Annotated in this window: 9 protein-coding genes; 6 read left to right on the top strand and 3 right to left on the bottom strand. The window is 60.2% G+C overall.

Features of this window, described 5'->3' with window-relative positions; translation table 11 throughout:
• Positions 1-741: ABC transporter substrate-binding protein (locus CKO36_RS17480; RefSeq protein WP_242469706.1), on the bottom strand; the 741-nt coding region annotated here is incomplete at its 3' end.
• A gap of 164 nt (positions 742-905) precedes the next feature.
• Positions 906-2,132 (bottom strand): IS66 family transposase, encoded by a 1,227-nt coding sequence (locus tag CKO36_RS17475; protein WP_200286156.1) that lies wholly within the window; start codon positions 2,130-2,132, stop codon positions 906-908.
• 550 nt (positions 2,133-2,682) lie between these two features.
• Here CKO36_RS17475 and CKO36_RS17470 point away from each other — a divergent pair.
• The 3 genes from CKO36_RS17470 (at position 2,683) to CKO36_RS17460 (ending at position 7,537) form a co-directional block, all read left to right on the top strand.
• Positions 2,683-3,195 (top strand): potassium channel family protein, encoded by a 513-nt coding sequence (locus CKO36_RS17470; protein ID WP_242469708.1) that lies wholly within the window; start codon positions 2,683-2,685, stop codon positions 3,193-3,195.
• A gap of 116 nt (positions 3,196-3,311) precedes the next feature.
• Complete coding sequence (locus CKO36_RS17465) at positions 3,312-4,457, top strand: efflux RND transporter periplasmic adaptor subunit (RefSeq protein WP_338053519.1); 1,146 nt, start codon at positions 3,312-3,314, stop codon at positions 4,455-4,457.
• Positions 4,454-7,537 carry an efflux RND transporter permease subunit gene (locus CKO36_RS17460; RefSeq protein ID WP_200286152.1) on the top strand — a complete coding sequence of 1,028 codons (3,084 nt, stop codon included), beginning with the start codon at positions 4,454-4,456 and terminating at the stop codon, positions 7,535-7,537. Before CKO36_RS17465 ends, CKO36_RS17460 begins: the two co-directional genes overlap by 4 nt.
• A gap of 16 nt (positions 7,538-7,553) precedes the next feature.
• Here CKO36_RS17460 and dapC read toward each other — a convergent pair whose 3' ends face one another.
• Complete coding sequence (gene dapC / locus CKO36_RS17455) at positions 7,554-8,762, bottom strand: succinyldiaminopimelate transaminase (RefSeq protein WP_200286150.1); 1,209 nt, start codon at positions 8,760-8,762, stop codon at positions 7,554-7,556.
• Positions 8,763-8,844: 82 nt separating this feature from the next.
• On the opposite strand from dapC, the gene CKO36_RS17450 reads away from it, so the two are divergent.
• From CKO36_RS17450 to CKO36_RS17440, 3 genes are all read left to right on the top strand, one after another.
• Complete coding sequence (locus CKO36_RS17450; protein ID WP_200286148.1) at positions 8,845-9,213, top strand: VOC family protein; 369 nt, start codon at positions 8,845-8,847, stop codon at positions 9,211-9,213.
• A 112-nt stretch (positions 9,214-9,325) separates the two neighbouring features.
• On the top strand, positions 9,326-10,744 hold the full coding sequence (gene gltX, locus CKO36_RS17445) for a glutamate--tRNA ligase (RefSeq protein ID WP_200286146.1): 1,419 nt from the start codon (positions 9,326-9,328) through the stop codon (positions 10,742-10,744).
• Entirely contained in the window at positions 10,744-11,895 is a 1,152-nt protein-coding gene (locus tag CKO36_RS17440) for a glycosyltransferase (protein WP_200286144.1), read from the top strand. Before gltX ends, CKO36_RS17440 begins: the two co-directional genes overlap by 1 nt.
• Positions 11,896-12,147 lie beyond the last annotated feature (252 nt).

Here is a 12,147-nt window from a genome sequence, read left to right as displayed (position 1 = left end):
TTGAGCAAGTGCTTGAACGCATGCCTTGGCCGGCTTGGCCGGCTCGACGACGACCTCGACCGGCAAAGCGCCCCTACCTGATGCCTGTGGCGGCTTAGCAACAATGGACCAAGGCATGATCAAGGCCGCAATTAATACTGCCTTATCTGTTTTTCTATCACCTTCTATATAACCTTCACTAAGAATATAAGGCCCTAATCCATAAGGACCGGCTTCAGCCAGATTTGGGCAGGTCGCTTTACCATTCCAGCCAAATTTTTTGAGATATTTTGTTGTATAAAATTGAATCCAGATTACATCATTCAGGAATGTTCCGTACTTTTCTTTTAAGTAAAACCTTACTGTATAATCGTCAATTTTTTCCGCATGGTCATATACGGTATTAATTTTGCTAAACAAAAAAGGTTTCTTTTTAAAGTACTCCATATTTTCAATGACTGCATCTGCATTAAATGGCGTTCCATCTTGAAACTGCACACCTTGACGTAACTTAAATTCATAGACGGTATCGCTAATTTGCGAATGGGATGTGGCCATATAGTATTCCCAACCACGTTCATTATTAGCGGGTCTTAAAAGTGCGCCATTTACAGCATGAGATGTGTAAATATAAGGAAGACTTGAGACATATATTTTAACATGTGAACCTTTTACTGGTGCTGCATCAACCGTCGGTAAAAAAGATATAATTAAAAACACAAAAAGCAATGAAGATGTGTTGCGTAAAAATGAACTACACATATATTTCTCCTAAATTTAGCAATATAGAGCAAATTATTGATTTACTTTCTCATTCATCTAGTATTATCAATTAAAGATTGAACCAGACTAAAAGTCTGATCGTAACGATTCAGAGACCCAGCATTGGAGCCGGCAGCGGGGCCACCGCGCGACCGGCGCGGCGCTCAGCGATCACCTCGGCCAGATAGCGCCAAGGCGCGCGTCTTGGCCTGCCAATGCCCGAGCAGACGCACACACGCGGCATGCAACTGGGCTAGCAAATTGGCATGGAGACGGCGCAAATCGACCGGCGGACCATCACGCGCGCCATGGATGGTGCCGATCAGGGTATCGAAGGCGTTTTGAACCTGATGGCCAAAGGCCTGCGCCTTGCGCGTGAGGTGCACCCAGCAGCGCAGCCGCTGGGGGAGGTGGCGATAGCTCGGCCAGCCATCGCTCATCAGCCAGCTGGTGAAGCCCGACAGAATGCGATCCAGCACGTCGCGCCTGCGCTTACCCACCGCGAACAAGGTGACGGTGGCACGGGTGAAGACCCAGAGCCACAACACCTCGGCGCCTTGCGGCCAGGAGGTTTCATCGGCGTGCAGCCAGTCACTGTCCACCACCGCCTGGATTAGTTCTTTTTCCAGCGGTGCCGCCGCCGCAGCGGCCTCGCGCAGGGCGACGATCAAGGTCGCCAAACCCGGACCAACCAGACGCCATTCGCTCAGGCGCACTGCATCCAAGGTGGGATCATCGACCGATTCTTCCCCAACGCGCGCGTGCGTTTGATGCCCGCAAGCGCCGCCGGTTTCATAGAGACGATGATCGGTGACATGCAACAACAGCCCCTGTTGCTCGGGATGGCCCCACACCAGGTCGACCGATTGAAAGCCGGCGTAGGCGACACTGGGCGCATCGTCCAAGAACGCCCGGACGCAAGCCTCGCAGGTAAGAGGATGATGGTGTTGCGTCTCGTGCGCTTTCAGGATCTGGGTGCGCCCAAAGCCGGGCGCCCCGAGTGGCTTGCCGGGGTTGCGTTTGGGCTTCGCGGTCTTGGGCGAAGGGTCCTCTAATGCGGGCGTCTCTGGGGATTCGGGCGGGTCTTGCGGATGCGTGGTCGTGGTCGTGTCCGCAGCGCCTGACTTCTCGGGCACCTCGCCGTTCTCCACCGAGAGGCTCGCCTCGTCCTCCGTCTCATCCGCATCCCGTTCGTCACCCGCCGAAGGACGATCCCAGAGCGCGCGACTGCTGGGCGGACGCGAGCTGTTGGTCGGATTCTGCCGCAACCGTTCACGCGCTTCCTTGAGGTCATCCAGCAGTCGCAGCGACAGACCACGCAGCCGAGCCTCGTCCAAAGCCTGAACGTAGGCTTTATCAAGCTGACTGAGACTGTGGTCGCTGAGGTGCATCGGTCAGGAGCGCGGTATCATCGGGCAGCAAAGATGGGTTTATCGTGATCTAGTTGGGTGACAGCAGTCAAGGGTCTCTGTACGGCTACAGTTGCTTTAGAGTTACCACCTTTCTTTACCGGCCAGCCTCCGTCGCTACTTCACTGAGCCCAGTCTGAAAGCCTTTGATCATAAACTGGCATCGAAAGGGCAGGAGCCTTCGAAGCGGTGCCAAGCTGAAAAGGCCATCAGGCTCTATTGGTACATGCTTGGCGTGTCTGGTGATGCGGAATCTGTGAAGCCCAAGATAATACAGTGTACAATCGTGCATTCAAAAACCAACCGCAACCCGCAACTGTTTCTGAACTTTTATCAGTGACTTCAATGACCGATGGTGTCGATCCATCGCCAGCACCAGCATCGTTGCCTTCCACCCAGAACGCCGTATCGCCAGGAGAACTCCCGTCTTCAACGCATCTGGACTGTATCGTGCTCACCATTGCTGCCATGCTCGGCAGCACCGAGAGGTGGGCGGCGCGGAAGCGGCGATTTCCGGGGCTTTATCCCTGTGATGCTGCCGCTGCTGATCGGCGCCCCAGTGGTGGTGGCCACTGTTCTGATTCAGGGCTTTGGCTCCATGGCTCTAGTGCGTCTGTTGTTTCGCTACCTTGTCACGCCGGCCGGTGACCTGCCGCCCGGTCGGGCGCTTGCAACCGTGATTTTGACAGCCTTGGGGCTGCTGTGGCTGCATTGCCTGCAAATCTACGTCTGGGCTCTTGTGTATTTTTGGCTGCCTTCAGTGACCGTGATCGACACCATAGAAGAAGCAACCTATTTCTCTGCCGTCACCTTCACCACGGTTGGCTATGGCGACATCACACTGACAGCGGCTCAAGGGCGACTCTTGGCTGGCGTCGAGGCACTGAACGGCGTGCTCCTGCTTGGTTGGTCAACGGCGCTGCTGTTTGCCGTGGTACAGCGCACCTGGGGCGCTTTCATGCAGCGCAAACCCTGGTTCAAGCCGTTGGCGGAAGACCAAGCGCCGGTGCGACACAGGCAGGGTAAGCCGCCCCATTCTGGTTAAAGATGATGTACTGCGGCCGATGGATTCAACCTTGTATATAACCGACTCCCAACAAGCGCTTTTCAGCTATTATTACCGCTAAATTTCCCTCACTGCCAAGCACCGGGTGTTTTATCGTGTCCAAACCTAAGTTATTCCAAGGTGGCGCGCCGGTTGTCGCGCTCCTGCTGTTGCCCTGCTGTTTTGTCCTGTCCGGTTGCTCACCAGAGGCCACTCCCGAGGGACCACCGCCGGTACGGCCGGTGAAGACGCTGGTGGTGGAATCGCCCAACCTGGGTGGAGAGCGCAACTTTCCCGGGCGGGTGGATGCCGAGACCAAGGCCGAGCTGGCTTTTCGGGTACCGGGCACAGTGCAGGAGTTGTTGGTCAAGGAAGGCGAGCGGGTGAGCGAAGGGCAGGTGCTGGCGAAGCTGGACGCGACCAACTATGAGATTCAGCTGCGCGACGCCCAGGCGAGCTTCGAGCGCGCGCAGAATGATTTCAACCGCGCCAAGGAGTTGGTCGACGACGGCTTCATCTCCCGCACCGATTTTGACGCCAAGGAGGCCGAGTACAAAAATGCCCAGTCTGCGCTCGAACGCGCGCAACAAGACGTGGAATACACCCTGCTCAAGGCGTCTTTCGACGGCACCATCAGCCAACGCTATGTTGAGCAATTCGAAGAAGTGCAGGCCAAGCAGGCAGTGCTGGCAATGCAGGACAACAACAGCCTGCAGGTGAAGGTGGATGTGCCGGAGAACGTCATCCGCAGCATCAAGCCGGCAGGAAGTGACCAGCCGAACGGCGCGCGGGTGCCGACTTGGGCCAGCTTCGACGGCCATCCCGAGCAACGCTTCAAGTTGGCCTTGCGCGAGGTCTCGACCCGTGCCGACCGTGCCACCCAGACCTTCGAGGTGACCTACAGCATGCCGGCGCCGACGGATTTTCTGGTCTTTCCTGGCATGACAGCCACGGTCACCGCCGATCTCAGCCAGGTGAATGCCAGTGAGCGGGTCTTCACCCTGCCGGCAACGGCGGTAACCGCGGACGCGGAGCTGGAACCCTTTGTCTGGGTGGTCGAAGAACCGGCCATGACGGTGACCCAGGTACCAGTCGAGGTCGGACGCCTGAGCGGCAACTCGATTGAAGTCGCCGGCGGCCTGGAGTCCGGTCAGCGGGTGGTGGTGGCCGGCGTCGGCTATCTGGCCGAGGGCATGACCGTGCGCCTGCTACCGCAGCGCGAGCAAGCCGAGCCGCGCCTGGATGAGGTCCCATCCTCGTGAATATCGCCGAATACTCCGTCAAGACCCCAGTCATTTCCTGGCTGCTGGTCATCCTGCTGGTCGGCGGCGGCATCTGGGGCTTTCAGAGCATGGGCAAGCTCGAGGACCCGGCCTTTACCGTCAAGCTTGCCAAGGTGATTACCCTCTACCCCGGCGCCTCCGCGCAGCAGGTGCAGGATGAGGTCACCTACCATGTTGAGGAAGCCATCCAGCTAATGGAGCAGGTGAAGGGCATCAAGCGCTCGGTCTCGCGCCCGGGCATGTCGGATGTCACCATCGAGTTCAAAGACAAGTACCGCGCCGCAGATTTCCCCAACATCTACGACGAGTTGCGGCGCAAGATCGCTGACATGCAGCACAAACTGCCGCCCGGTGCCCTGCCGCCGGTGGTGGTCGATAGCTTCGCCGATGTCTATGGCATTTATCTCGCACTGACCGGCGAAGGCTACAGCTGGCGCGATCTGTGGGACACTGCCGACACGCTGAAAAAGCAGCTGATTTTGGTGCCCGGCATCCGCAAAATCGTGATCGGCGGCGAGCAGCAGGAAGTGGCCTATCTGGAGATCTCCCGCGCCCGCCTGGCCGAGCTGGGTATTCCGTTGTCCACCATCGCCTCGGTGCTGCAATCGCAGAACCTGGTAGCCGATGCCGGCAAGATCGCGGTTGGAAACGAGTATTTGCGCATCTGGCCGACCGGTGAGTCCGACTCGGTGCAATCCATCGGCGATGCCCTGATTAGCTCCGAGGACAAGCGGGTGCTGCGCATCTCTGACATCGCCGAGATTCGCCGCGCCTACGTCGATGTCCCGGATCGCTATTTCTACCAGGACGGTCAGCCAGCGCTGACACTCGGCATCTCGGTGATGGGTGGGGAGAATGTGGTCGAGGTTGGCCGGCAGCTCGATCAGCGCCTTGCCGAACTGCAGGGCGAGATTCCGCTCGGCATGGAGTTGACCGCCATCTACAACCAACCCGAGGTGGTCGACAAATCGGTGAGCGGCTTCATCATCAGCGTCGCCCAGGCGGTAGCCATTGTGATCGTGGTACTGCTCGCCTTCATGGGCCTGCGGGTGGGCTTCATCATCGGCGCCGTGCTGCTGATCACCGTCGCCGGGACGCTGTTTATCATGGCCCTGGCCGGCATCGAGCTACAGCGCATCTCCCTCGGGGCCCTGGTCATCGCCCTTGGCATGCTGGTCGATAACGCCATCGTGGTCGCAGAAGGCATGCTGGTGCGCATGAACGCCGGCATACGCCCAGACAAGGCCGCCAGCGAAACGGTCGGCAAAACCATCTGGGCGCTGCTCGGCGGCACCGTGATCGGCATTCTCGCCTTCGCCGGCATTGGCTTCTCGCAGGACAGCACCGGAGAGTTCGCCAATTCGCTGTTCTATGTAATTTTAATCTCCTTGCTGCTGTCCTGGATCACCGCCATCAGCACCACCCCGGTGCTCTGTGCCTTGTTGCTGAAAGTCGGCAGCGGCGGCGCGGACGACAGCGCGGCCTACAACGCCGCTCCCTTCCGCATTTACCGCAGTCTGGTCGCCAAGGCTTTGCGTTTCCGCTGGGTGACAGTGGGTGGCGTGGTGGTTCTCTTCGTGCTGTCGCTCTGGGGCTTCGGCTATGTCAAGCAGGCGTTCTTTCCCAGCTCCAACACCCCGCTGTTCTTCGTCGATCTGTGGGAGCCGGAGGGCACCGATATCCGCAAGACCCGTGAGGATGCCCTCAAGGTGTCGGACTATCTGCGCAGCCTGGAAGGCGTGGTCAGTACCAGCACAGTGATTGGCGGCCCCCATCAGCGCTTCGTGCTGACCTATGACTCCAAGGACCAGACCCCGGCCTATGCGCAGATCGCCGTCTACACCGACACCCGCGAACGCATCAATGAGGTTTGGGGCCAGGTCGATGACTTCATGCGCGAAGAGCTTTACTGGACCGATCCCATTATCAAGACCTTGATGATCGGCCCCGGGCGTGACAGCAAGATCGAGGCGCGCTTCAGCGGCCCAGACCCGGCAGTGCTGCGCACGCTAGCCAAGGAAGCCAAGGCCATCATGCACGCCGATCCGGATGCCAAGGAGATCCGCGACGACTGGCGCGAGCCGGTAAAGGTGATCCGCCCGGTGTTTAATGAACAGGTCGGCCGCCAGCTTGGCATCAGCCGCGAGCAGGTCGCCAAGGCCATGCAGTATGCCTTCGACGGCGTGCAGGTCGGGCTCTATCGCGACGGCGAGCGGCTGTTGCCGATTCTGGTGCGCGCCCCGCTCGGTGAGCGCGCAGACGTCGACAACATCCAGGACGTGCAAGTCTGGAGCCCGGTGCTCAAGCGCGCGGTGCCGGTGGCACAGGTGGTAAGCCACTTCGAGACCGTCTGGGAGAACCAGGTGCTCGGCGGGCGCGACCGCCAGCAGACCATCATCGCCTCCTGCAACCCGCGTGGCCCACTCGCCTCACCGCTGTTTGAGCGCCTGCGCGTGCAAATCGAAGCCATGCCGCTGCCACCCGGCTACAGCCTGTCCTGGGGCGGAGAGTACGAAGATCAGACCAAGGCCCAGAGCGCGCTCATGGGCGTGCTGCCGCCGAGCTTTCTGGCGATGATTTTGGTCAGCATTCTGCTGTTCGGCAAGCTGCGCCAACCGCTGATCATCTGGCTCACGGTGCCCATGGCCATCATCGGCATCACCGCCGGGCTGCTCGGCGCGAATGCCGCGTTCGACTTCATGTCCATGCTCGGCGCCCTGGCGCTGGTAGGACTGCTGATCAAGAACGCTATCGTGCTGATCGAGGAAATCGACCAGCAGATCGCCGCAGGCAAACCCGGCCACAGCGCCATTCTGGATTCTGGTGTCAGCCGCATGCGCCCGGTGGTGCTGGCTGCATCCACCACCATCCTCGGCCTGATCCCGCTGCTGCCTGATGTCTTCTTCGTCAACATGGCCATCACCATGATGGCCGGACTCGGCTTTGCCACCGTGCTGACGCTGATCGTGGTGCCAACCTTGTATGCGATTTTGTTTGGAATCCAGGCGTCTGCCCATCCGCCGCCGGCGGCGCTTTCATCTGACACAGGCCACGATTAAAGTCGATGTGGCGACATCACGCTGGTAACGAAGCGACATAGGTGCGAATGCGCTCGGCGGCTTCAATGCACTCACGCAGCTCCGGCACCAGCGCCATGCGCACATAGCCGCGCCCCGGATCCTCGCCTGTGTGGTCGGGGCGCGACAGATAGCGGCCCGGCAGCAGGGTCAGATGCTGGTGGGCGAACAGCTCGCGAACAAAGTGCGTTTCATCTTCCTGTGGCGTACGCGCCCAGAGATAAAAGCCGCCTTCGGGCTGTTGGCAGTCCAGGACGCCATCCAGAATTTCCAGCACGGCTTGAAACTTCTCGCGATAGCGCGCACGGTTTTCGCGCACATGGGTTTCATCCTGCCAGGCCGCCAGACTGGCCTGCTGGTGCTGGATGGGCATGGCGCAGCCGTGATAGGTGCGGTAGGCAAAGAAGGCGTTGATCAGGCGCACATCGCCGGCGACAAAGCCAGAGCGCAGACCGGGTGCATTGGAACGCTTGGACAGACTGTGAAACACCAGACAGCGGCGATAGTCATCCAGCCCCATGGCTGCTGCCGTTTGCAGCAGGCCCGCTGGCGGCTGCTGCTCATCCGGATACAGCTCGGAATAGCATTCATCAGCAACAATGACAAAGTCATAGCGCTGCGCAAGTTCAATCAGCCGTTGCAGGCTGGCCTGATCCATCACCGCGCCGCTCGGGTTGCCGGGCGAGCACCAGTACAGCAGTTGGCAGCGCCGCCAGCTGGCCTCGTCCACGGCGTCAAGATCGGGTAAGAACCCATGGCGAGCGGTACAGGACAGATAGCGCGGCTCAGCGCGCGCGAGCCGCGCTGCGCCTTCGTAGATCTGATAAAAGGGATTGGGCATCATTACCAAGGGTTGCCCAGCGGGATCGATCAGCGCCTGAGCCACCGCAAAGAGTGCCTCGCGGGTACCATTCACCGGCAGGATCTGCGTCTGCGGATCCAGGCGGGCCGCACCCAGCTGGAAACGCCACATCAGCCAGTTAGCAATAGCCTCACGCAGTTCCGGCAGGCCCCGGGTGCTCGGATAGCTGGCCAGATGATGCAAGTGCGCGATCAGCGCTTCGCGGATCATCACCGGAGTAGGATGCTTGGGTTCGCCAATCGACAGCGCAATCGGGCTGAGGTCCGCCGGCGGCGTTACGCCTTGTTTCAGCGCCGCCAAGCGTTCGAATGGATAGGGTTGGAGTAGGTTTAACGCGGTATTCATCAACAAACCACCTGACATGCGTAAAAGCGTCCATTATAGGGCGCTGCTTCTGTGCGTTCGGGTGGCTCTGTGGAGATTTGCCATGATTGTGGGATTTCATCATGCCAGTGTGATCGTCGCGGATACCGCGCGCGCCCTGGCGTTCTATCACGACCTGCTGGGCCTGCCGCTGGAGCCCAGTCGCCCGGCACTTGGCTTTCCCGGCGCCTGGCTGCGCCTGGGCGAGGCACAGCTGCATCTGCTAGAGCTACCGAATCCGGATCCGGTCGCGGGGCGTCCGGCGCATGGCGGACGCGACCGGCATCTGGCCGTGCGCGTGACTGAACTCGAAGCCTTGGCGGAGCGCTTGCAGACCGCCGGGGTTGGGTTCACTCGCAGCAAATCGGGGCGGCGGGCGCTGTTTTGTCGCGATCCGGACGGCAATACTCTGGAACTGATCGCGGTTGACTGAAACGCCAGGCGCGCGCGAACCACAGCGCCTGCTCTGCTAGAATTCCGTTGGCGCTCCTGACGCGCCTGCTGACGCCCACTCACCATACTAATGCCGAGGTTCTGTCCCACCCATGACCACTGTCCGCACCCGTTTTGCCCCTTCGCCGACTGGCTTTCTGCATGTCGGCGGTGCTCGTACCGCTTTGTTTTCCTATCTCTTCGCGCGCAAGCATGGCGGGCAGTTCATCCTGCGCATTGAGGATACCGACCTGGAACGCTCCACCCCGGAGTCAGTCAACGCTATTCTGGAGGGCATGACCTGGCTGGGGCTGGATTATGACGAAGGGCCCTTTTATCAAACCCAGCGTTTCGAGCGCTATCAGGCGGTGATCGATGAGCTGTTCGACAAAGGACTGGCTTACCGCTGCAACTGCCCCAAGGAGCGCCTCGACAAGCTGCGCGAGCGCCAGATGGCCGCCAAGGTCAAGCCACGTTACGACGGTCACTGTCGCGGCAAATCGATTGATCCCTCCGAGCCGCATGTAATCCGCTTCAGCAATCCGGTCGAGGGGATGGTAGTAGTTGATGACCGGGTGCGCGGGCGCGTGGCCTTTAACAACGGCGAACTCGATGACCTCATTATCCGCCGCAGCGACGGCTCGCCGACCTATAACCTGACGGTGGTGGTCGATGATGCCGAAATGGGCATCACCGATGTGATCCGCGGCGATGATCATCTCGGCAACACCGCGCGCCAGATCAACATCCTCAACGCCTGGGGCAAGGAACCGCCGCGCTATGCCCATCTGCCGATGATTCTCGGCGAGGACGGCAGTCGCCTGTCCAAGCGCCATGGCGCCGTCAGTGTGATCGCCTTTCGTGATCAGGGCTATCTGCCCGAAGCACTGCTGAATTATCTGGTGCGTCTGGGCTGGTCGCATGGCGATCAGGAGATGTTCTCGGTCGATGACATGATCGAGCTGTTCGACATCGGCGCGGTGAACAAAGCCGCTGCGTCCTTCGACTATGCCAAGCTGGCCTGGCTGAATCAGCACTACATTCAGCATGGCGACACCAAGCGCATCGCTCATCTGCTCAGCCCTCATCTGGGTCATCTGGACATCGACCCCAGCGCCGGCCCGGATCTTACCGCCGTGGTCGAGGCGCAGGCGCCGCGCGCCAAGACGCTCGCCGAACTGGCTGAGATCAGCACCTTTATCTATCGGGATTTCGACGACTACGACCCGGCAGCGGCCAAGAAGCATCTGCGCCCGGTGGCACGCGAGCCGCTGGTGCGCATGCGTGCCGCGCTGGAACTGCTGGCGCTGGAGGACTGGCAGCCTGAACTGCTACACCATCAGGTCGATCAGGTGGCCGCCGAGCTGGAGCTGGCCATGGGTAAGGTCGCCCAGCCGCTGCGGGTGGCGGTGGTCGGACGCGCCGCCTCGCCGGGGATCGATGTCACCCTGCATCTGGTCGGCAAAGAGGCCACCCTGCGACGCATCGACCGCGCCCTGGCCTTCATTGATGCGCGCGCTGCCCAAGCCTGATGGCGGACTCCGATTCCCAAACCAGCGCCACCGCGCCAGGTTCAGGCTCAGCCGGCTGCACGCCCGAGCTGGCGGTGATTGTCCCGACCTATAACGAAGCGGCCAATATCCCGGTCATGATCCGCGCGCTCGACTCCGTCCTGCACGGCCTCGACTGGGAACTGATCGTGGTGGATGATGACTCGCCGGATGGCACCGCCGCACATGTGCGTGCACTGGGCTGCACACATGCCCGCGTGCGGGTGCTCCAGCGCATCGGTCGGCGCGGCCTGTCCTCAGCCTGCATCGAAGGCATGCTGGCCACCACCGCGCCCTATCTGGCGGTAATGGATGCCGACATGCAACACGACGAGACGCTGCTGCCACGCATGCTCGAACGACTCAAAGCCGGCCAGCTCGATCTAGTAGTCGGCAGCCGCTATGTCGCTGGCGGCGGCTTGGGCGGCTGGGACGACAAGCGCCGCTCAATGAGTCGCCTGGCTGGCGCCATCGGCCGGCGGCTAATCAAGGCCGATCTCAAAGATCCCATGAGCGGTTTTTTTGTACTGCGCGCCGAGGTGCTGCACCAGTGCGTACGCCGCTTGAGTGGCGTGGGCTTCAAGATTCTGCTCGACATCTTTGCCAGCCATCCACGCCCGTTGCGCTTCGAAGAGCTGCCCTACCAGTTTCGCACCCGCCAGACCGGCGCCAGCAAGCTCGACAACGCGGTACTATGGGAATACCTGCTGATGCTGGTACAGAAACTGGTCGGCCCCCGCGTTCCGGCGCGCTTCATTGGATTCTCATTGATTGGAGCCTCAGGCGTGCTGGTGCACATGCTGGTGCTGTGGAGCTGTTATCGACTACTGGGTACCAGCTTTCTCACAGGCCAAGCACTGGCCACCCTGGTCGCCATGACCAGCAATTTCTTCCTGAACAACCTCCTGACCTACAGCGACATGCGCCTGCGCGGACGCGACCTGCTACGCGGCTGGCTGTCTTTCGTAATGGCATGCAGCATCGGCGCCTTCGCCAATGTCGGAGTAGCAAACTACCTGTTCCAGGCCGAATCCTTTTGGATGCTCTCGGCGCTGGCCGGCATTTTGGTTGGAGTGGTATGGAATTATGCCGTGACCGCAGTTTATACCTGGAAGAAGCCGCGTGCGGCGTGACGAACTTGCACACATGACACTCCCTCACCCCCATGCCATTGGCGCCTGGCGGCGCTACGAGGGGCCCAGCTACACAGCCCGGTTGGTGGGGGTGTTGTGGCATAGTCGTCCGACTTGATGCCACCTAAGGGATTGTCACAAAATAAGTGTTCCATTTTGTGCTGGTGAAATAGTGTAATTCCAGTCGCCATGGAAGTCGTGTCGCTTGATGTTGACGGCAGCCAACTCAGCGGCAGTGACTTTTTGGCCGAG

The sequence above is a fragment of the Rhabdochromatium marinum genome (assembly GCF_016583795.1).
Classification (GTDB): domain Bacteria; phylum Pseudomonadota; class Gammaproteobacteria; order Chromatiales; family Chromatiaceae; genus Rhabdochromatium; species Rhabdochromatium marinum.
The sequence above is the reverse complement of the archived record's forward strand: the minus strand, read 5'-3'. Positions and strand labels throughout refer to the sequence as shown.

Bases quoted from the DNA above. Each gene is read 5' to 3' on its own strand.
- CKO36_RS17475 (WP_200286156.1), bottom strand. From the start codon at position 2,132: ATGCACCTCAGCGACCACAGTCTCAGTCAGCTTGATAAAGCCTACGTT.
- CKO36_RS17470 (WP_242469708.1), top strand. From the start codon at position 2,683: ATGCTGCCGCTGCTGATCGGCGCCCCAGTGGTGGTGGCCACTGTTCTG.
- dapC (WP_200286150.1), bottom strand. From the start codon at position 8,762: ATGAATACCGCGTTAAACCTACTCCAACCCTATCCATTCGAACGCTTG.
- CKO36_RS17450 (WP_200286148.1), top strand. From the start codon at position 8,845: ATGATTGTGGGATTTCATCATGCCAGTGTGATCGTCGCGGATACCGCG.
- gltX (WP_200286146.1), top strand. From the start codon at position 9,326: ATGACCACTGTCCGCACCCGTTTTGCCCCTTCGCCGACTGGCTTTCTG.
- CKO36_RS17440 (WP_200286144.1), top strand. From the start codon at position 10,744: ATGGCGGACTCCGATTCCCAAACCAGCGCCACCGCGCCAGGTTCAGGC.